The sequence below is a fragment of the Streptomyces venezuelae ATCC 10712 genome (assembly GCF_008639165.1).
Taxonomy (GTDB): domain Bacteria; phylum Actinomycetota; class Actinomycetes; order Streptomycetales; family Streptomycetaceae; genus Streptomyces; species Streptomyces venezuelae.
Genome location: NZ_CP029197.1, coordinates 4,147,851 through 4,166,692, shown reverse-complemented (window position 1 = coordinate 4,166,692; position 18,842 = coordinate 4,147,851). Strand labels below are relative to the sequence as shown.

The following is an 18,842-nucleotide window of genomic DNA, read 5'->3' as shown; positions in this document are numbered from 1 at the left end:
GCGGGGTCTTACGGGCGACGCAGGGCGTCGGAGGCCGCGGTGGCGGCGGGGCCCGCCGCCAGCTCGTTCTCCAGGAGCTGCTTGCCGAGGAGCTCCGGGTCCGGCAGCTCCATCGGGTACTCGCCGTCGAAGCAGGCACGGCAGAGGTTCGGCTTCTGGATCGTCGTCGCCTCGATCATCCCGTCGATGGAGATGTACGAGAGCGAGTCCGCGCCCAGCGACTTGCCGATCTCCTCGATCGACATGCCGTTGGCGATCAGCTCCGCGCGGGTGGCGAAGTCGATGCCGAAGAAGCAGGGCCACTTCACCGGCGGCGAGGAGATCCGGATGTGGATCTCGGCCGCACCGGCCTCGCGGAGCATCTTGACGAGCGCGCGCTGGGTGTTGCCGCGGACGATCGAGTCGTCCACGACCACCAGGCGCTTGCCCTTGATGACGTCCTTGAGGGGGTTCAGCTTCAGCCGGATGCCGAGCTGGCGGATGGTCTGGGAGGGCTGGATGAAGGTGCGCCCGACGTAGGCGTTCTTCACCAGACCGGCGCCGAAGGGGATGCCCGAGGCCTCGGCGTAGCCGATGGCGGCCGGGGTGCCCGACTCCGGCGTCGCTATCACCAGGTCGGCCTCGACGGGCGCCTCCTTGGCGAGGCGGCGGCCCATCTCCACGCGGGAGAGGTACACGTTCCGGCCGGCGATGTCGGTGTCCGGACGAGCCAGGTACACATACTCGAAGACACAGCCCTTGGGCTTCGCTTCCGCGAATCGCGAGGTGCGGATGCCGTTCTCGTCGATCGCGATCATCTCGCCGGGCTCGACCTCGCGGACGAAGCTGGCGCCGCAGATGTCGAGGGCGGCGGACTCGGACGCGACCACCCAGCCGCGCTCGAGACGGCCGAGGACCAGCGGGCGGATGCCCTGCGGGTCACGGGCCGCGTAGAGCGTGTGCTCGTCCATGAAGACGAGGGAGAAGGCGCCCCGGACCTCGGGAAGGACCTTCGCGGCGGCCTGCTCGATGGTGAGCGGCTCACCGTCCTCGCCCACCTGGCCCGCGAGGAGCGCGGTCACCAGGTCGGTGTCGTTGGTGGCGGCCACCCGGGTCGAGCGGCCTTCCTTCTTGGGCAGGTCGGCGACCATCTCGGCGAGCTGCGCCGTGTTCACCAGGTTGCCGTTGTGGCCGAGCGCGATGGAGCCGCGGGCGGTCGCCCGGAACGTCGGCTGCGCGTTCTCCCACACGGAGGCCCCGGTGGTCGAGTAGCGGGCGTGACCGACCGCGATGTGACCTTGGAGGGAACCGAGAGAGGTCTCGTCGAAGACCTGGGACACGAGGCCCATGTCCTTGAAGACGAGGATCTGGGAGCCGTTGCTGACCGCGATTCCCGCGGATTCCTGGCCCCGATGCTGGAGGGCGTAGAGCCCGAAGTACGTGAGCTTTGCGACCTCTTCACCCGGAGCCCAGACACCGAAGACGCCACAAGCGTCCTGGGGGCCTTTCTCGCCGGGGAGCAGGTCGTGATTGAGTCGACCGTCACCACGTGGCACGTTTCCGAGTGTAGACGGGCTCGACCACTGGTCCGAATTGAGGAAATGCAGGCCTGGTCCCGCTCGTGCGATCGCACGAAATGATCATTTCCGGCCTGGAGGGGCCTACGAGGCAGGCACGGTAAGGGATTCCGGCTCCGGAACCCTCCCGAGCGGACGCTCGTACCAGCACCGGAGGCCCCTCACGATGTGACGGAGGGCACCCCGGGGAGACCCCGAGAGGCCCGTTCACCGGGAGGCCGGGGGCGCTTGGCCGTCCGTTCCGTCGGAGGTTCCACCAGTCGCCCCGGCCTTCGCGTCCGCCGCCTTCGCGCCCAGGCCCTCGCCCTCGGCGTTCACGAGGGTCAGCGTCCGGTGGTCCAGGCGGTAGGTGAGCGGGCCGTCGAGGAGCTCGTACAGCTTCGTCTCCAGCCGCATCTGCGGGCTCGTGCACATCATCCGGGTCGTCGCCGCCGGGCCCTCGATCGTCACCGTCTTCCCCTCGACGCGGGCGGCCGCGGAGAAGTTGTTGCAGCCGAGGTTGCCGGTGACCCGGCCGTCCGCGCCGAACACGAGACGCGCCTTGTCCCCGCTGCCGGCGGGCAGCGAGGACGCGGTGTTCCCGGAGACCAGCCCGTCGATCTTCCACGTGGTCCCGCGCAGCGGCACGTCCGCCTCGGCGGCCAGCTCCACTCCGGCGCGGCCGTCCGCGGAGGCCAGGGTGAGCGCCTCGCCCGCCAGCTTCCCCTTGAGCGGTCCGGTGAGGGCCTTCATCAGCTCCGTCTCGAAGCGCTGCCGGTCCGCGGGGCAGCCGATCGCGGTGATCTCCTGCGGGCCGACGGTCAGGGTCTCGCCGCGCACGGCGACGGTCGCGCCGAAGGTGTTGCAGCCGCTGTTGCCCCGGACCCGGCCGTCCTTCGTGAACTCGACGCGGGCGCCGTCCGGGGCGGCGGACCTGCGCCCGTCGACCGTGACGGCCCCGATCGTCCAGTGGGTCCCGGCGACGGGCAGGTCGGGCGAGACGGTGTCCGAACCGGACCCCGGCCCCGAGCCCGTACCCCCCTCGGTGCCACAGGCGGCGAGGAGGAGGACCAGGGCGGCGGCGGATGCGGCGGATGCGAGGGTGCGCGGCGTCTGCGTCTGCATGGGGGTGGGACGGACGGCGGCGGAACTCGGTTCCGCCGGCCTCCCGTACGGGAGGCTCAGCCCATCAACGGCAGGAGGGCCTTCAGATCGGCCCGCTCGCCGCTCGCGCCGACCCGGGCCTCGTCCAGCTCCGTCGCCCACTCCGCGCGGCCGGTCGCCAGCCTGATCCAGGTCATCGGGTCCGTCTCGACCACGTTGGGCGGGGTGCCCCGGGTGTGCCGGGGGCCCTCCACGCACTGCACCACCGCGTACGGCGGGATCCGCACCTCGACCGCCCCGCCCGGGGCCTTCGCCGCGAGGGCGTCGGCGAGCAGCCGGGTGCAGGCGGCCAGGGCCTGCCGGTCGAAGGGGATGCCGGCTCCGGTGGCCGCGTTCAGGTCGTCGGTGTGGACGACCAGTTCGACGGTACGGGTGACGAGGAAGTCGGCGACGGTCATGGCACCGAAGCGGGTCGGGACCAGCCGCTCGCCGGGGACGTCCGCGAGCGCCGCCTCGTACCGGGCCGCCGTCTCCGCGAACAGCGCCGGCAGATCGGTCGTGTCGACCGCCCGGGTGTCCTCGTCGATGCTCGCCGCCTCCGTCGCCGTGACCTGGGGCCAGTCGAGCAGGGCGAGCTCCCGGTGGGCCGGCTCGGGCTCGCCGAGCTTCCGTGCCATCGAGGCCAGCACCATCGTCACGTGGCCCGCCAGGTCCCGTACCGTCCACTCCCCCAGCCGGGTCGGCCCGTCGAGCTGCTCGGGGGTGAGCGCCTCGACCGCCTCCCGGACGTGGGCGAACTGGGCGAGCACGGCGGCCCGGATCTTCGTGGAGTCGTAGCTGCGGGTGCGCTTCTTGGCCGGTGGCATGGGGGCGAGGGTAGTCGGAGACTGGAGGGGGAGGGCTTCCGGCAGCGCACCTACCCGTACGAGAGGGGTCGATCGGTCATGGCCCAGCACCCTGACAGCATCGTGGTCCACCGGGGCTACGAGGCGTTCGCCCGGGGAGACATGGAGACCCTGGGGTCGCTGATGGTCTCCGACTGCACCCACCACTCACCGGGATCCAGCCAGATGTCCGGCCACTTCAAGGGTGTCAGCAACGTCCTCGACCACTACAAGCGGCTCATGGACCTCACCCACGGCACGTTCCGGGTCGAACTGCAGGGCGTCTACGCGGACGGCAGGGGCCATGCCATGTCGGTGCACAGGTGGCACGGCGACCGCGGGAACCGGGGCATCGAAATGCAGGGCGGCCTCTTCTTCACCATCGTCGGCGGCAAGATCACCGACATCGACGAGTGCGTCGAGGACATCGACGAGGCCGACGCCTTCTGGGGTCAGGCCGAGTAGACCCCGCCGGGCACCGCGAACGTCTCGCCGTTCCTCGGTACGCCGACCCCGCGCCAGCTGAACGGCACGCCCCGCGCGGTGTCCAGGTCCGGGCCGTCCATCAGCTGGAAGTGCACGTGCGGCTCGGTGGAGTTGCCGGAGTTCCCGCAGCGGGCGAGTTCCTGGCCGGCGCGGACCCGGTCGCCCGGGCGGACGGCGAGGGAGCCGCGCCTCAGGTGCGCGTACATCGCGTACGTACCCCCGCCGAGGTCGAGGACCAGGTGGTTCCCGGTCACCCGGCGGGCTCCCGCGAGGCCCCGGGCGCCGGACTCGACCAGCATCAGATAGAGGACGCCGAGCAGCGAGTTGCGGCTGAGGTGGTCGCGCAGGCCGTCCTCGGCGTGCACGACGGTCGCGTCGGCGACCGCGAGCAGCGGCGCGTCGAAGGCCGGGAAGTCCTCGGCGCGCCGGGCCACCGGCCACAGCCACGCGAACGCCGGCCGGGGCCGCGTCCCGTCCTCCGCCACGATGTCGATGGCGTACGTCTGGCCGTACTGGTGGGTGCCGTGGCTGGGCGTGCGGTCCGCCGGGCTGTTCAGCGCCGACCAGCGGCCGGTGACCGGCGGGTCCACCTCGACCGTCGCGCGGGGCGTGGCCTCGACCTGACGGCGGGCGGAGACGGAGAGGCCGGTGCCGATGATCACCGCGGCGACCGCGGGCAGCCAGCCGGCCCAATAGGGGTAGGGCAGGTCGACGAAGGGCGAGGCGACGGCCTGGACGATGAACACCAGCCACAGCAGGCGGTGCAGCAGGACGACTGCCCTGCGCGCGGATGCGGCGCGCGAGGTCGTGATGCGTGCGGTCGTGGGGCGCGAGGTCGTGGTGCGCGCGGGCATGAGGGCTCCCCCCGGGAGGATCGCGGTTAAGGTCGGGCCGCCGTGAGGACCACCAGGAGCGGGACGGCCCGGGCCGCCGGGACCTCGTAGCGGCCGCGGCCGGTGGTCCTGAGCCAGCCCGCGCCGGTCAGTTGGCGCAGGTGGTGGTAGATCTGGCCGGTCGTGCCGATCTCCTCGAGCTCCGCCAGTTCGGCGGCCGTGCGCCGGCCGCCGAGCACCTCCCGCAGCAGCCGGAGCCGTACGGGATGGCCGAGCGCCGCGAGGGACTCGGCGTTCTCCGGCCAGTCCCGGCCGAGCAGGTCCTCGGTCAGGGCGCCGAACTGCCACTCGTACCGCTCGCCCGTCGGCAGCCGTACCGCGCCCGTATAGAGGACCCCGCCGTCGTCGGCGGCGGCCTCCGCCAGCTCGCGCTTCAGCCCTTCCAGCGCCCAGAAGTCGCCCTCCGTGGGCGGGGCGGGGGCCGGGGCGGTGCTTTCCAGGGCGTCGAGGCGCCGCTCCAGGGCGGCGACCCGCTGTTCGAGATCCATGCGTACGACATTACGTGATTACGTAATGTCGTACAACGAGGGCAAGAGAAAACCCCCGCCCGAAGGCGGGGGCTCTCAGGAGGAACGTCAGGCCAGCAGCGCCGGGATCGTCGCCTCGTGCGCCGTGCGCAGCTCGGCCAGCGAGAGCGTGAACTCGCCCTGGACGTCCACCGCGTCACCGTCGACGACACCGATCCGGGTCGCCGGCAGCCCGCGCGCACCGCACATGTCGGTGAAGCGGAGCTCCTCGCTGCGCGGGACGGCGACGACCGCACGGCCCGCCGACTCGCTGAAGAGGAACGTGAAGGCGTCCAGGCCCTCCGGCACGACCAGCCGCGCGCCGTTCCCGCCACGCAGGCAGGACTCGACGACCGCCTGGACGAGACCGCCGTCGGACAGGTCGTGCGCCGCGTCGATCATGCCGTCGCGGGAGGCCGAGATCAGGATCTCGCCGAGCAGCTTCTCCCGGTCGAGGTCCACGGCCGGCGGCAGACCGCCGAGGTGCTGGTGGACCACCTCCGACCAGGCCGAACCGCCGAACTCCTCACGCGTGTCACCGAGCAGGTAGAGGAGCTGGCCCTCTTCCGCGAAGGCGATCGGCGTACGGCGGTTGACGTCGTCGATCACACCGAGGACGGCCACGACCGGCGTCGGGTGGATCGCGACCTCACCGGTCTGGTTGTAGAGCGAGACGTTGCCGCCGGTCACCGGGGTGCCCAGCTGCAGACAGCCGTCCGCGAGACCACGGGTGGCCTCGGCGAACTGCCACATCACGGCCGGGTCCTCGGGCGAACCGAAGTTCAGGCAGTCCGAGATGGCCAGCGGCTTCGCACCGGAAGCGGCGACGTTGCGGTACGCCTCCGCCAGCGCGAGCTGCGCACCCGTGTACGGGTCGAGCTTCGCGTACCGGCCGTTGCCGTCGGTCGCCATGGCCACGCCGAGGTTGGTCTCCTCGTCGATGCGGACCATGCCCGCGTCCTCGGGCTGCGCCAGGACCGTGTTGCCCTGCACGAACCGGTCGTACTGGTCCGTGATCCAGGACTTCGAGGCCTGGTTCGGGGAGGAGACCAGCTTCAGGACCTGGTCCTTCAGCTCCTCGCCGTTCTGCGGCCGGGGCAGCTTGCCGGCGTCGTCGGCCTGGAGGGCGTCCTGCCACTCCGGGCGCGCGAACGGCCGGTGGTAGACCGGGCCCTCGTGGGCGACCGTGCGCGGCGGAACGTCGACGATCTGCTCGCCGTGCCAGAAGATCTCCAGCCGCTCGCCGTCGGTCACCTCACCGATGACGACCGCGATGACGTCCCACTTCTCGCAGATCTCCAGGAAGCGGTCGACGTGCTGGGGCTCGACGATCGCGCACATGCGCTCCTGCGACTCGCTCATGAGGATCTCCTCGGGCGAGAGCGTCGCGTCGCGCAGGTGGACCTTGTCGAGGTCCACGTGCATGCCGCCGGAGCCGGCGGAGGCCAGCTCGGACGTGGCGCAGGAGAGCCCGGCGCCGCCGAGGTCCTGGATGCCCGCGACCAGCTTCTCCTTGAAGATCTCCAGGGTGCACTCGATGAGGAGCTTCTCCTGGAACGGGTCGCCGACCTGGACGGCGGGGCGCTTGGTCGGCTTCGTGTCGTCGAAGGTCTCGGACGCGAGGACCGAGACGCCGCCGATGCCGTCGCCGCCGGTGCGGGCGCCGTACAGGATCACCTTGTTGCCGGGGCCTGAGGCCTTGGCGAGGTGGATGTCCTCGTGCTTCATGACGCCGATGCAGCCGGCGTTGACCAGCGGGTTGCCCTGGTAGCACTCGTCGAAGACGACCTCGCCGCCGATGTTCGGCAGGCCGAGGCAGTTGCCGTAGCCGCCGATGCCGGCGACGACACCGGGCAGCACGCGCTTGGTGTCGGGGTGGTCGGCCGCGCCGAAGCGCAGCGGGTCGACGACCGCGACCGGGCGGGCACCCATGGCGAGGATGTCGCGGACGATGCCGCCGACGCCGGTGGCCGCGCCCTGGTAGGGCTCGATGTACGACGGGTGGTTGTGCGACTCGACCTTGAAGGTGACCGCGTAACCCTGGCCGACGTCGACGACGCCCGCGTTCTCGCCGATGCCGACGAGCATGGCGTCGTTCTGCGGGACCTTCTCGCCGAACTGCTTCAGGTGGACCTTGCTGCTCTTGTAGGAGCAGTGCTCGGACCACATGACGGAGTACATGGCGAGCTCGGCACCGGTGGGACGGCGGCCGAGGATCTCGCGGATGCGCGCGTACTCGTCCTCCTTGAGGCCGAGCTCCTTCCAGGGCTGCTCGGTGTCCGGCGTCTCGCTCGCGTGCTTGACGGTGTCGAGGCTCATCAGGCGTTGACCAGCTTCTTGAGGATCGAGGTGAAGAATCCGAGGCCGTCCGTCTTGCCGGTGCCGACGAGCGGCTCGACGGCGTGCTCGGGGTGCGGCATGAGGCCGACCACGTTGCCCGCGGCGTTGGTGATGCCGGCGATGTCACGGAGCGAGCCGTTGGGGTTCATGTCCAGGTAGCGGAACGCGACCCGGCCCTCGGCCTCCAGCTCGTCGAGGACGCGCTCGTCGGCGACGTACCGGCCGTCCATGTTCTTGAGCGGGACCTCGATCTCCTGGCCCTCGGTGTAGTCCGAGGTCCAGGCGGTCTCCGCGTTCTCCACCCGCAGCTTCTGGTCGCGGCAGATGAAGTGGAGGTGGTTGTTGCGCAGCATCGCGCCCGGCAGCAGATGGGCCTCGGTGAGGATCTGGAAGCCGTTGCAGATACCGAGGACGGGCATGCCCGCCTTCGCCTGCTCGATGATCGTCTCCATCACCGGCGAGAAGCGGGAGATGGCTCCGGCCCGCAGGTAGTCGCCGTAGGAGAAACCGCCGGCCAGGACCACGGCGTCGACCTGCTTGAGGTCCTTGTCGCGGTGCCAGAGCGAGACGGGCTCGGCGCCCGCCAGGCGGGCGGCACGCAGCGCGTCCTGGTCGTCGAGCGTTCCGGGGAACGTGACGACGCCGATGCGTGCGGTCACGACTCCACCTTCACGACGAAGTCTTCGATCACGGTGTTGGCAAGGAAGGTTTCGGCCATCTCATGGATGCGGGCGAGGGCGGCGTCGTCGACCGGTCCCTCCACCTCCAGCTCGAAACGCTTCCCCTGACGGACGTCGGCGATTCCGGCGAATCCCAGGCGGGGCAGTGCACGCTGCACCGCCTGCCCCTGAGGGTCGAGGATCTCCGGCTTGAGCATGACGTCGACTACGACGCGTGCCACTGGCACTCCCGGTGGTGTGTTGCGTGGGCGGTTCCCTCAGCGTACCTGTCTCCAAATTCTACGCGGGTAGAGATCTGAAGGATCCTACAAAAGCCAGGTCACGGGGGCGCCCGGCCGACGAACACCACCCAGACCCCCGCCCGAGCACACCCACGCAAAATTCGAGTGAAATATCGCGTACCTCATTGCACCGGGACACGCTGAAACAATTGCCAGGGCTTCACAATGCGACGCCTGCCGCTGTACAAAGGATTCCAGAAGAAAGCAGCATTGTCCCGGCACAGCCGTACGGTCTGTATCGCCGCACGTCAGAGGCGTCACAAGCGCCCCCGAAGCGGCATCGGCCGAAGGAAAGGACAGATATCCGTGGCTCAGCGTGTGGTGGTCACTCTCTCCGACGACATGGACGGCGGAGAAGCGGCTGAAACGGTCGCGTTCGGCCTCGACGGGAAGATGTACGAGATCGACCTGAATGCTGCCAATGCAAAGAAACTCCGCAAGGCTCTCGCGCCGTACCTCGCCGCCGGGCGCAAGCTGCCGGCGAAGGCCGCGGCCGGCCGGAGCCCCGCCGCGGAGTCGTACACCCACACCTCGCTCGCGCCCGACCCGGCGGCGGTCCGCGCCTGGGCGCAGTCCAACAAGATGGAGGTGCCCGCGCGGGGCCGCATCCCGAAGCGGGTCTACGAGGCCTTCCGCGCCGCGAGTTGAGCGGGCCCGGCCCCGGCCGCCGGCCGGGCGGCCCCCCAGCCCCCGGCGGGGCGGCCGGAGCCGATTTGCATTGCACCCCCCATGATCCGCTAGAGTCTGGAACACGCCGAGGGGCGAGGCCGCAAAGCCCCACCTCACGCAGCGTGCGGGTGTAGTTCAGTAGCAGAACGTCCCCCTTCCAGGGGGAAGGCGCAGTGTGCAATTCCTGTCACCCGCTCTGCATCGCAAGACCGAAGCACTCCGGTGCATCAGGTAGAGTGGTGCTCGCACCGCCCAGTGAAAGCTGAGCGGCAGCAATGCGGACGTGGCTCAGTTGGTAGAGCATCACCTTGCCAAGGTGAGGGTCGCGAGTTCGAATCTCGTCGTCCGCTCCAGATCGAAGGCCCCGGTTCTCAGGAACCGGGGCCTTCGTCGTGTCCCCGTTCCCCCGGGCCCCCCGTTCCTCCAAGCCCCCGCGCCCCCATGACATTTGTCAGAAGCGGGCGGTGACAGCGCGCACTGCCGGACCGCCCGGGCCGCCGCGAGCCTGGACACATGACCCACGCGACGACCGACGCGACGCACCCCCGGACCACCCACCGGGCGGCCCACGGCACGACCCACCCGGCCTTCGCCATCGAAGCGGACGGCCTGCGCCGCGGCTACACCGGCGGCTTCGAAGCCGTCCGCGGCATCTCCTTCACCGTCCCGCGCGGCGAGATCTTCGCCCTCCTCGGCACCAACGGCGCCGGCAAGACCTCCACCGTCGAACTCCTCGAAGGACTCGCCGCCCCCAGCGCCGGCACCGCCCGCGTCCTCGGCCACGACCCGTACCGCGAGCGGACCGCCGTCCGCCCCCGGATCGGCGTGATGCTCCAGGAAGGCGGCTTCCCCTCCGAACTCACCGTGGCCGAAACCGTGAGGATGTGGGCGGGCTGCACCAGCAACGCCCGGCCCGCCGCCGAAGCCCTCGACGCCACCGGACTCGGCGGCCGCGAACAGGTCCGGGTCAAGCAGCTGTCCGGCGGCGAACGGCGCCGGCTCGACCTCGCCCTCGCGCTCCTCGGCCGCCCCGAGGTCCTCTTCCTCGACGAACCCACCACCGGCCTCGACGCCGAAGGCCGCCGCGACACCTGGGACCTCGTCCGCGCCCTCCGCGACGGCGGCACCACCGTGCTGCTCACCACCCACTACCTGGAGGAGGCCGAGATCCTGGCCGACCGGCTCGCGATCATGCACCGCGGGCAGATCGTCCTCACCGGCACCCCCGCCGAGGTCACCGCCGCCCGGCCCGCCCGCATCCGCTTCACCCTCCCCGCCGGAGTCCCCGCCGCCCGGCTCCCGCTCCACCTGCGGGCCGCCGAGGACGGCGGCCGGGTGGAGATCCGTACCGGACACCTCCAGGACGACCTCGCCGCACTGCTCGGCTGGGCCCATGACCACGACGTACGGCTCCACGGGCTCGACGCCCGCGCCGCCTCCCTCGAAGAGGCCTTCCTCGACATCGCCGCCGCGGCGGACACCGTGACGGAAGCCCCCACCCCGCAGCCGGAGGCCGACCGATGAGCACCCCCACCCCGCAGCCGGAGGCCGCCCGATGAGCACCCCTACCCCGCCACCGGAGACCGCCCGATGAGCACCCTCGCCCCGACCCCCTCCCGTACTAGGGCCCTCTCCCGTACCCGCGTCCCCTCCCGTACGCGGCTCGTCGCCCTCGGACGGGCCGAACTGACCCTGCTCGTCCGCAACCGCACCGCGCTCTTCGGCGCGATCCTCGTCCCCCTCCTCATGGTCGGGGCCGTCCGCAGCTCCCTGCGCAGCGCCGACCTCGGCAAGGCGGGCACCAGCCTCGCCGAGGTCGCCGTGAGCGGCGCCATGGGCATGGCCCTCCTCATGGGCGTCTACAGCAACCTCGTCTCCGCCTACGTCGCCCGCCGCGAGACCCTCGTCCTCAAACGGCTCCGCACCGGCGAACCGACCGACCCCGAGATCCTCACCGGCATCGCCCTGCCCGCCACCACGCTCGCCCTCGCCCAGTGCGCCGTCCTCGCCACCGGCGGCATCACCGTCCTCGGCCTGCCCGCACCCGCCAGGCCCGAACTCCTCCTCGCCGGCGTCCTCCTCGGCACCGTCCTGTTCGCCGCCCTCGCCGCCGCCACCTCGGCCGTCACCCGCACCCCCGAGAGCGCCCAGCTCACCGCCCTGCCCCTGGTCCTGGTCTCCTCCCTCGGCTCCGGGCTCTTCGTCCCCCTCTCGCTGCTCCCCGACCGACTCGCCTCGGTCTGCGAACTGCTGCCGGTGACCGGCGTGATGACGCTGGTACGGGCCGGCTGGACCGGCGGCGTCCCCGCGGCCGAGCTCCTGGGCGCGGCGGCGACCGCTGTGGCCTGGATCGCGGTCTCGGTGTTTGCTGTGCAGCGGTGGTTCCGCTGGGAGCCCCGACGCTGAGGAATCCCGCGCGAGACCGAGAGGACGGACCTGCGCCCGTGAAGAGCTGGAGCGGCCGGAGCGGCCTGGCCAAGGTCGACCTCTACACCCGCGTCACCGCGTACATGCTGATGTGGTCCGCCGTGCTCGTCCTCGGGATGCTGCTCCTGGTCCGGCCGGTCCGGCACGAGGCGCCGCTCCTCCTGGTCGTCGCCGCCCCGCTGCTCGCCCTCGCGAACGGGGTGCTCGGCCACCGCCTGCTGCGCCGCGCCATGGACGCCTACCTGAAGCCCGGGACCGTACTCCCGCCGCGTGAGGTGCTGCCCGCCGCGGCGGCCGGGGCGGCGACCGCCGGGGCCGTCCTCCTGGAGGCGGCGACCGCCGACCTCGCCGAGCTGCTGCCCGGCATGCTCGGGGCGGCGCTCGTGCCCTTCCTCGCCGGACACTGCCTGGTGCACCGCGTCCGGACCGTCGCCCTGCACCAGGCGCTGCTCGCCGGCGCGCTCCTCGTCCTCGTCCCGCTCACCGGGCAGGACACCGGGCAAAGCATCGTCACCGTGCTGATCGTCCTCTTCGTCACCGGCTGGCTCGCCGTGACCGTGCGGCTCTCGCTCTGGGTCCTCGGCGTCGTCTTCGAACTGCGCGAGGCCCGCGACGTGCAGGCGCGGCTCGCGGTCGCCGAGGAGCGGCTGCGGTTCGGGCGGGACCTGCACGACATCCTCGGCCGGAATCTGTCCGTGATCGCCCTCAAGAGCGAGCTCGCCGTGCGGCTGGCCCGGCGCGGACGCCCCGAGGCGGTCGACCAGATGATCGAGGTGCAGCGCATCGCCCAGGAGTCCCAGCGGGAGGTGCGCGAGGTCGTCCGCGGCTACCGCGAGGCCGATCTGCGGGTGGAACTGGAGGGGGCCCGCGGGGTCCTCGACGCGGCCGGGATCGACTGCTCCGTCGAGTCCGCCTTCGACTTCGGCGTCGAGTCCGACGTCGAGTCCGCCTTCGACTCCGGCGCCGAGTCCGCCTTCAACCCCGGCGTCGAGTCCGGCGTCGTCTTCGCTTTCGGCCCTCCCGGGACCGGCCTGCCGTACGAGATCCGGTCGGCGCTCGGCTGGGTGGTCCGGGAGACCACGACGAACGTACTGCGGCACGGGGACGCGCGGCGCTGCGCCATCGCCGTCCGCGCGGAGGAGGACACGGTGCTGCTGACGGTGGAGAACGACGGGGTACGGGAGGACGGCGGCAGCGGCGCCGGCACCGGGCTCCTCGGGCTGCGGGAGCGGCTCGCGGCCGTCGGCGGAACCCTGGAGGCGGGCCCGGGCGACGGCGGGACGTTCCTGGTGACGGCCCGCGTCCCGCTGGCCCGGGCGGGGGTGCGGCGATGACCACGCCCGTACGCGTGCTGCTCGCCGACGACGAGCACCTGATCCGCGGCGCGCTCGCCGCGCTGCTCAGGCTGGAGGACGACCTCGTCGTCGTCGCCGAGGCCGCGACCGGACCCGAGGCGCTCGCCATGGCCCGCGCCCACCGCCCCGACGTCGCCGTGCTCGATCTGCAGATGCCGGGCGCCGACGGTGTGAGGGTCGCCACAGCGCTGAGGGACGAACTGCCCGACTGCCGCACCATGATCGTGACCGGTCACGGCCGTCCCGGCCACCTCAAGCGGGCCCTCTCGGCGGGGGTCCGCGGCTTCGTCCCGAAGACCGTCAGCGCCCAGCGGCTCGCCGAGATCATCCTTACCGTGCACGCCGGAAACCGTTACGTGGACCCGGAGTTGGCGGCGGACGCCATCGCCGCCGGGGACTCCCCACTGACCGCGCGGGAGGCCGAGGTGCTCGAGTTCTCCGCCGACGGGGCGCCCGTCGCGGAGATCGCCCGGCGCGCCTCGCTCTCCCCCGGAACCGTCCGGAACTACCTCTCCTCCGCCGCCGCGAAACTCGGTGCCGAGAACCGTCATGCGGCAGTGCGTCTCGCACAGGCGAAAGGTTGGGTATAGTTGGCTCCGCGCTACGGCGCATGCGGACGTGGCTCAGTTGGTAGAGCATCACCTTGCCAAGGTGAGGGTCGCGAGTTCGAATCTCGTCGTCCGCTCCACGAAGAAGCCCCCGGTCGAACCGACCGGGGGCTTTCTCGTGCCCCGGGCTCCTTCGCCCGGGGCACCCGGCATCAGAAGCTGTCGGACCAGGCCTTGCCGGTCAGCAGCTCGTACGCCTCCACGTACTTGGCGCTCGTGGCCTCCACGATCTCCTGCGGGAGGGCCGGCGGCGGCTGCTCGCTCCTGCGGTCCCAGCCGGAGGCCGGGGAGGTCAGCCAGTTCCGCACGAACTGCTTGTCGTACGAGGGCTGGGCGCGGCCCGGCTCCCACTGGTCGGCCGGCCAGAAGCGCGAGGAGTCCGGGGTGAGGACCTCGTCGGCGAGGACGAGCGTCTCCCCGTCGAAGCCGAACTCGAACTTGGTGTCCGCCAGGATGATCCCCCGGTCGCGGGCGATGTCCCGGGCCCGGCCGTACACGGCGAGGGTCGACTGCCGCAGCAGCGCCGCCGTCTCGGCGCCGACCTGCCGGGCGACCTCCTCGTACGACACGTTCTCGTCGTGGTCGCCGACCGCGGCCTTGGTGGCCGGGGTGAAGATCGGCGCGGGCAGCTCCGAGCCGTCGGAGAGCCCCTCGGGGAGGGCGAGGCCGCAGACCGTGCGGGACTCGTCGTACTCCAGCAGACCGGAGCCGGTGAGGTAGCCGCGGGCCACGCACTCGACCGGGACCATGTTCAGCGACTTGCAGACCGTGGTGCGGCCCGCCCAGTCGGCGGGGGCGCCGGCCGGCACCTCGGTCGAGAGCACGTGGTGCGGGACCAGGTCGGAGAGCTGATCGAACCACCACAGGGACAGCTGGGTGAGGACCCGCCCCTTGTCGGGGATCTCGGAGGGCAGCACCCAGTCGTACGCGGACATGCGGTCACTCGCCACCATCACGAGATCGCCCGCCTCGTTCCGGTACAGGTCGCGAACCTTGCCCGTGTGGAGATGGGTGAGGCCCGGGACCTGGACGGGTTCGGGCTTTTCTACGAATCCGGACACGGTTCCTCCGCGTAGGTTGATCCAGGAGCGTCTCCGATTCTCTCGCACATCCGGACGGCTCCGGACGCCCGCCCCTGTGACTCCCCGCTCAGTCCCTCTTGCAGATGCGGTCGAGGAGGTTCGCGGTGGCCCGCTGGATCCGGGCGTCGACATGGCCGGGCCGGTCGAGCGCCGGGGACCAGGCGAAAGTGCCGGAGGCGAAGACCCAGGCACCCGAAGGCGCCCGGTAGAGGCTCGTCTCCTGGTGCCGGGCCGCCCCGGCGGCATCGCGGTACGGCGAGTGGGCGAGCAGGATGCGGCCCTGGTGCTCCGGCAGCGCCGTCCGCGGGAAGTAACGGTCGGCCTCACCCGCGACCAGGCCGGGCAGCTCGTCGCCGTCACCGGCGCCGGTCGCCTCCCAGAGCCAGTGCTCCGCGTTCCGTACGACCAGCGGGTGCGGTTCGGGCACCCGGCCCGCGTACTGGATGCCGAGGAGCTGCTGCTCCGGTCGGTCGACCTCGCGCCACAGCGCGGGCCGGCCGGGACCGCGCCGCTTGCGGCAGGTGAGGAGCCGGTCCGGCACCCCGGACGGCGAAGGGGCGAGCTCCACCTGCCAGTACATGGTGTTGGCGGAGAGGAAGACCAGCGACGTGCCCTGGTCGCGGGCGAGTTCGACGGTCCTGCGCATCGGCGCCGACCAGTACTCGTCGTGACCGGGGAACACCAGGCCCCGGTAACGGCCCGGGTCGACCCGGCCGGCGTGCAGGTCGCGGGTCTCGGCGTACGCCAGGTCGTAGCCGTAGCGCTCGGCCCAGCGGATGAAGTCGTAGGCGTGCCCCACGTGCAGCGGCAGCCCCGCACCCGCGTACGGGCGGTCGAACGAGACGGTCACGGCCGCGTCCTGCTCGCCGAGCAGCCGGCCCTCCTCGTCCCAGGCGTGGTAGAGACTGGCGCCGGTGTGACCGTCCTCCGGGTAGAGGTTGTACGCCTGCCAGGTCACGTCCGGGAGGACGAGGAGCAGATCGGCCGGGTGGTCGTCGCGGACCGTGAACGGGATGTGCGAGCGGTAGCCGTCGGCGGTGGTGAGGACGGCGACGTACGCCCCGATCGACCAGTACGAGGGCACCTGGAGCCGCCAGGACTGCCACCAGTGGTGACAGGAGACCGTGCGGTCGGCGGTCAGCGGGGCCGGCTGGACGATCCCGGAGAGCCGCGGACTGGTGGTGATCTTCGCCGCGCCGTCGCCGCCGTAGTGACCGATCCGGTAGACGTCGACCGAGAACTGCTGCGGCGGGTCCACCGTGATGTGGAAGTCGATCGACTCGCCCGGGGCGACGGCACCGACGGAGGCGAAGCCCTTGATCTGGCGCCGGACGTCGTCGGCCGTCCGCGGGCCGCCGCTGCCGCCCCGGGCCAGGATCTCGTCCGCGTACCAGGGGACCATCTGCCCGGTGTCGTCGAAGTAGTTCTCGGAACCGCGCAACCAGGGCAGCGGGCCCTGCCCGAAGGGATCGGTGACGGCGTGCGCGAGCGCGCCCGACTCCCACCGCCTGATCTGCTCCGCCCCCATGCTGCGCCCCTCCCTTGACTCCCCCGGGTCGGCTGGTCACTGCCTCTGGTTCGTGCCTCTGGTCCGTGCTTTGGTTCGTGCTGTGGTTCGTGCTGTGGTCCGCTGGTCCGTGCCGCTGGCCCGTGTATCTGTCAGTGGCGGTCTCCAGCACATCACATAACGCACGCACTCCGTCACCGTTCGTCGTGAATTGGCGAGAGTGGAAGCCGGGGCTCCGAAACGGGTGATCACCGGTGCGGCCCGGACCCGCCTCAGACCAGGCGTACGGGCTTCTCCGGACGCACTCCCGTACGCGCCAGCCAGGCGCGCAGCGGCTCCGGATCGCCGTCCTCGACCAGCGCGAGGACCCGCGGGCCGAGGTCCACCGCCCGCTCACCGCCCACCAGCAGCGCCGGCCCGTCGAGCCAGTCGAGACCGGGAGCGGCCTCGGCGGTGTCCACGGCCGCGCAGCAGACCATCGCGGTGACGTGGTCGGCGAGCAGGTCGCGGCCCGAGCGGGGCGGCTGGAGCGGGAAGAGCGGCAGGGGGCCGTCGGGACCGCTGACGACGACGGGACTCGCGCCGCCGGAACGGTCGGCCTTGTCGGCCCGGTCGGTCTTGTCGCCCCGGTCGGTCTTGTCGCCCCGGTCGGTCTTGTCGCCTCGGTCGGTCCTGTCCGGGCTTTCGGACGCCGCCGCCGTCGTGAGGGCGGTGGCGGCGGCCACGCGCGCTTCCCGGGCGGCCTCCTCGCGGGCGAGGAGCGCGCTGAGCGCACCGGCCAGCGCCTCGGCGGCGGGGTTCACGGGGTCCTCGTCGTCGTGGTGGGCCGCCGGCAGCGGAAGTTCCTCACCGGTGCCGATGCCGGGGTCGGTGTCGGGGTCGGTGTCGGTGTCGGCCGGGTCCGCGGCGCCGTCGCGGTCCTCCACGTCCAGGGGTACGGCTCCGGGGCCGGCCGGGCGCGCGAGGGCCAGGTGGGCGATCACCCGGGTCAGGGTCGGGCCGTCGTCGGCGGCCGCGTCACTGCCCGCCGCCGAACCGGACAGGCCGAGACCGTCGAGGACCTGGTGCAGCCGGGCCGCGTCGGTGCGCCACTTCCGGTCGACGACCTCCTCCGGGTACTGGCTCCACTCCACCGGCGACCAGTCGGGCCCCGGTTCGGCGGGGCCGCCGTGGAAGAGACGGGCGGCGAGCAGCGAGGTGGCCTCGTCGACCGCGCCCGGCTCCTCCAGGAGGTCGCAGGCCGGCCGCTCGCCGAGCCGGGAGGAGAAGCCGTCCGCGAGCCGGTCGCGGCGGGACAGTTCGGTCAGCGCCGAGACCACGCCCGCGTCGAGCTTGGCGGGCCAGCGGCCCATGCGCCAGGCGGGCAGCGCGACCCGGGTGAGGAGCCGGTCCCAGCCCGCGTACGCCAGGCCGACCTGCTCCTGGGCGACGATCCGCACGCCGTAGTCCACGGCCTGGGCGCGCTCCGAGCCGGCCGCGGCGACCCCGCGCTCCATCTCCGCCGCGTGCCCGCGGCAGGCCCGGAGCAGGACGCGGGCGACCTGCCCGACGCCGTGCGCGCCGAGTCGGCGCAGCGGGTCGAGGCCGGGGGTCCCGGGCACCGCGACGGCGGCGTCGAGGCCCCGGACGAAGCGGCGCGCGGCCGCTATGTCGGGGTGGGCGGCGGGGCCCGTACCGGCGACGACGGGGGCGAGGACGGCCCGGAGCTCGCCGACGCGCATCCACCAGAGGAAGGGCGAGCCTATGACCAGGACGGGAGCACCGTCACCGGCTCCGCCGACGGCCGGGTGCGGCCCCAGGTGGGCGCGGTGGGCGCGGTGGGTGCGGTCCTCCAGCCAGCTGTCGCAGTCCGGGGTCAGGGCTATCGCGGAGGGCGCGGGCACGTCGAGGCGGTCGGCGAGGTCGCGGACGAGCCGGTAGAGGTCGGGGGCGGCGGTCTCGGCGAGCTCCACCGTGGGCGTCGCGGCCGGGCGGGCCCGGGCGACGACGAGGCCGACGGCGGTGGCGGCGAGGAGGGTGAGGACGGCGAGGACGGTCACGACCCAGCGGGCCGCGTCCCAGCCGGGGCCGGTGAAGTGGCCGGTGACCCCGCCCGCGTAGAGCACGACGGCCACGGCGGCGGGCAGGACCGCGAGGCCCAGCGCCCTGCCGCGGACCCGGAGGACGGCGAGGGCCCGGGAGCGCGCGGCGCGCGCTCCCCACTCCTCGCCGACAACGGAACCGGTACCGGACACGCCGTACATCACCCCCTCCTGCCCTCGACGGGACTGCCTGTGGCGGTGTTGCTCACTCCCCCACTGTGGCACCCGCCACTGACATCGCAATGCCGGTGGGCCAAGTGCCGGAACGCCTTCGCCGCACCCTAGTTGGGGCATGGGCGGACGTCATCCGGATGGCCGAGCCGTCACTCGATGGAATGGCTTTGGGTAAAGGTGATGGCGCTCGTGCGGCCGTACGGTTCCCCGCACGGCCGCACGATTCAGCT

Annotated in this window: 17 protein-coding genes and 3 tRNA genes; 9 read left to right on the top strand and 11 right to left on the bottom strand. The window is 72.2% G+C overall.

Features of this window, described 5'->3' with window-relative positions; all coding sequences use genetic code 11:
- Nucleotides 1-8: 8 nt before the first annotated feature.
- From purF to DEJ43_RS19160, 3 genes are all read right to left on the bottom strand, one after another.
- The gene (gene purF, locus DEJ43_RS19170; RefSeq protein ID WP_015035040.1) at nucleotides 9-1,535 is read right to left on the bottom strand and encodes an amidophosphoribosyltransferase; all 1,527 of its coding nucleotides are present in this window, start codon (nucleotides 1,533-1,535) and stop codon (nucleotides 9-11) included.
- Between the two features lie 228 nt (nucleotides 1,536-1,763).
- A complete protein-coding gene (locus DEJ43_RS19165; RefSeq protein WP_015035039.1) occupies nucleotides 1,764-2,660 on the bottom strand; it encodes an META domain-containing protein in 897 nt (298 codons plus the stop codon).
- A 56-nt stretch (nucleotides 2,661-2,716) separates the two neighbouring features.
- On the bottom strand, nucleotides 2,717-3,505 hold the full coding sequence (locus DEJ43_RS19160) for a maleylpyruvate isomerase family mycothiol-dependent enzyme (RefSeq protein ID WP_015035038.1): 789 nt from the start codon (nucleotides 3,503-3,505) through the stop codon (nucleotides 2,717-2,719).
- Between the two features lie 78 nt (nucleotides 3,506-3,583).
- On the opposite strand from DEJ43_RS19160, the gene DEJ43_RS19155 reads away from it, so the two are divergent.
- On the top strand, nucleotides 3,584-3,988 hold the full coding sequence (locus tag DEJ43_RS19155) for a nuclear transport factor 2 family protein (RefSeq protein WP_015035037.1): 405 nt from the start codon (nucleotides 3,584-3,586) through the stop codon (nucleotides 3,986-3,988).
- Here the strand turns inward: DEJ43_RS19155 and DEJ43_RS19150 are convergent.
- From DEJ43_RS19150 to purS, 5 genes are all read right to left on the bottom strand, one after another.
- Nucleotides 3,976-4,863, bottom strand: coding sequence for a M23 family metallopeptidase (locus DEJ43_RS19150; RefSeq protein WP_015035036.1), 888 nt, complete (start codon nucleotides 4,861-4,863; stop codon nucleotides 3,976-3,978). The two genes, DEJ43_RS19155 and DEJ43_RS19150, sit on opposite strands and share 13 nt — an antisense overlap.
- Before the next feature lie 26 nt (nucleotides 4,864-4,889).
- On the bottom strand, nucleotides 4,890-5,390 hold the full coding sequence (locus DEJ43_RS19145; protein ID WP_015035035.1) for an ArsR/SmtB family transcription factor: 501 nt from the start codon (nucleotides 5,388-5,390) through the stop codon (nucleotides 4,890-4,892).
- 87 nt (nucleotides 5,391-5,477) lie between these two features.
- Nucleotides 5,478-7,727 carry a phosphoribosylformylglycinamidine synthase subunit PurL gene (gene purL / locus DEJ43_RS19140; protein WP_015035034.1) on the bottom strand — a complete coding sequence of 750 codons (2,250 nt, stop codon included), beginning with the start codon at nucleotides 7,725-7,727 and terminating at the stop codon, nucleotides 5,478-5,480.
- Nucleotides 7,727-8,407, bottom strand: coding sequence for a phosphoribosylformylglycinamidine synthase subunit PurQ (gene purQ, locus DEJ43_RS19135; RefSeq protein WP_015035033.1), 681 nt, complete (start codon nucleotides 8,405-8,407; stop codon nucleotides 7,727-7,729). The genes purL and purQ overlap by 1 nt, the downstream gene beginning before the upstream one ends.
- The gene (gene purS / locus DEJ43_RS19130; RefSeq protein WP_015035032.1) at nucleotides 8,404-8,649 is read right to left on the bottom strand and encodes a phosphoribosylformylglycinamidine synthase subunit PurS; all 246 of its coding nucleotides are present in this window, start codon (nucleotides 8,647-8,649) and stop codon (nucleotides 8,404-8,406) included. Before purS ends, purQ begins: the two co-directional genes overlap by 4 nt.
- Before the next feature lie 366 nt (nucleotides 8,650-9,015).
- Here purS and DEJ43_RS19125 point away from each other — a divergent pair, with 366 nt between their 5' ends.
- The 8 genes from DEJ43_RS19125 to DEJ43_RS19090 all read left to right on the top strand — a co-directional run bounded on the left by DEJ43_RS19125 (nucleotide 9,016) and on the right by DEJ43_RS19090 (nucleotide 13,848).
- A complete protein-coding gene (locus DEJ43_RS19125) occupies nucleotides 9,016-9,357 on the top strand; it encodes a histone-like nucleoid-structuring protein Lsr2 (RefSeq protein WP_071891413.1) in 342 nt (113 codons plus the stop codon).
- A 145-nt stretch (nucleotides 9,358-9,502) separates the two neighbouring features.
- Nucleotides 9,503-9,574, top strand: a tRNA-Gly gene (locus DEJ43_RS19120).
- 81 nt (nucleotides 9,575-9,655) lie between these two features.
- Nucleotides 9,656-9,731, top strand: a tRNA-Gly gene (locus DEJ43_RS19115).
- Nucleotides 9,732-9,891: 160 nt separating this feature from the next.
- Nucleotides 9,892-10,902, top strand: a complete 1,011-nt coding sequence (locus DEJ43_RS19110) for an ABC transporter ATP-binding protein (protein ID WP_015035030.1) — start codon at nucleotides 9,892-9,894, stop codon at nucleotides 10,900-10,902.
- A gap of 66 nt (nucleotides 10,903-10,968) precedes the next feature.
- A complete protein-coding gene (locus DEJ43_RS19105) occupies nucleotides 10,969-11,784 on the top strand; it encodes an ABC transporter permease (protein WP_015035029.1) in 816 nt (271 codons plus the stop codon).
- Nucleotides 11,785-11,822: 38 nt separating this feature from the next.
- Nucleotides 11,823-13,139 (top strand): sensor histidine kinase, encoded by a 1,317-nt coding sequence (locus tag DEJ43_RS19100; protein ID WP_015035028.1) that lies wholly within the window; start codon nucleotides 11,823-11,825, stop codon nucleotides 13,137-13,139.
- Entirely contained in the window at nucleotides 13,136-13,750 is a 615-nt protein-coding gene (locus DEJ43_RS19095; protein ID WP_015035027.1) for a response regulator transcription factor, read from the top strand. Before DEJ43_RS19100 ends, DEJ43_RS19095 begins: the two co-directional genes overlap by 4 nt.
- A 22-nt stretch (nucleotides 13,751-13,772) precedes the next feature.
- Nucleotides 13,773-13,848 (top strand) — tRNA-Gly (locus tag DEJ43_RS19090).
- Between the two features lie 72 nt (nucleotides 13,849-13,920).
- Here the strand turns inward: DEJ43_RS19090 and DEJ43_RS19085 are convergent.
- The 3 genes from DEJ43_RS19085 to DEJ43_RS19065 form a co-directional block, all read right to left on the bottom strand.
- Nucleotides 13,921-14,829 carry a phosphoribosylaminoimidazolesuccinocarboxamide synthase gene (locus DEJ43_RS19085; protein ID WP_015035026.1) on the bottom strand — a complete coding sequence of 303 codons (909 nt, stop codon included), beginning with the start codon at nucleotides 14,827-14,829 and terminating at the stop codon, nucleotides 13,921-13,923.
- A gap of 88 nt (nucleotides 14,830-14,917) precedes the next feature.
- Nucleotides 14,918-16,378 (bottom strand): N,N-dimethylformamidase beta subunit family domain-containing protein, encoded by a 1,461-nt coding sequence (locus DEJ43_RS19080; protein ID WP_015035025.1) that lies wholly within the window; start codon nucleotides 16,376-16,378, stop codon nucleotides 14,918-14,920.
- A 251-nt stretch (nucleotides 16,379-16,629) separates the two neighbouring features.
- Complete coding sequence (locus DEJ43_RS19065; protein ID WP_015035024.1) at nucleotides 16,630-18,600, bottom strand: M48 family metalloprotease; 1,971 nt, start codon at nucleotides 18,598-18,600, stop codon at nucleotides 16,630-16,632.
- Nucleotides 18,601-18,842 lie beyond the last annotated feature (242 nt).

Coding starts and splice junctions, on each gene's coding strand:
- DEJ43_RS19165 (WP_015035039.1), bottom strand. CDS start 2,660: ATGCAGACGCAGACGCCGCGCACCCTCGCATCCGCCGCATCCGCCGCC.
- DEJ43_RS19160 (WP_015035038.1), bottom strand. CDS start 3,505: ATGCCACCGGCCAAGAAGCGCACCCGCAGCTACGACTCCACGAAGATC.
- DEJ43_RS19155 (WP_015035037.1), top strand. CDS start 3,584: ATGGCCCAGCACCCTGACAGCATCGTGGTCCACCGGGGCTACGAGGCG.
- DEJ43_RS19150 (WP_015035036.1), bottom strand. CDS start 4,863: ATGCCCGCGCGCACCACGACCTCGCGCCCCACGACCGCACGCATCACG.
- DEJ43_RS19145 (WP_015035035.1), bottom strand. CDS start 5,390: ATGGATCTCGAACAGCGGGTCGCCGCCCTGGAGCGGCGCCTCGACGCC.
- purL (WP_015035034.1), bottom strand. CDS start 7,727: ATGAGCCTCGACACCGTCAAGCACGCGAGCGAGACGCCGGACACCGAG.
- DEJ43_RS19110 (WP_015035030.1), top strand. CDS start 9,892: ATGACCCACGCGACGACCGACGCGACGCACCCCCGGACCACCCACCGG.
- DEJ43_RS19105 (WP_015035029.1), top strand. CDS start 10,969: ATGAGCACCCTCGCCCCGACCCCCTCCCGTACTAGGGCCCTCTCCCGT.
- DEJ43_RS19095 (WP_015035027.1), top strand. CDS start 13,136: ATGACCACGCCCGTACGCGTGCTGCTCGCCGACGACGAGCACCTGATC.
- DEJ43_RS19080 (WP_015035025.1), bottom strand. CDS start 16,378: ATGGGGGCGGAGCAGATCAGGCGGTGGGAGTCGGGCGCGCTCGCGCAC.
- DEJ43_RS19065 (WP_015035024.1), bottom strand. CDS start 18,600: ATGTACGGCGTGTCCGGTACCGGTTCCGTTGTCGGCGAGGAGTGGGGA.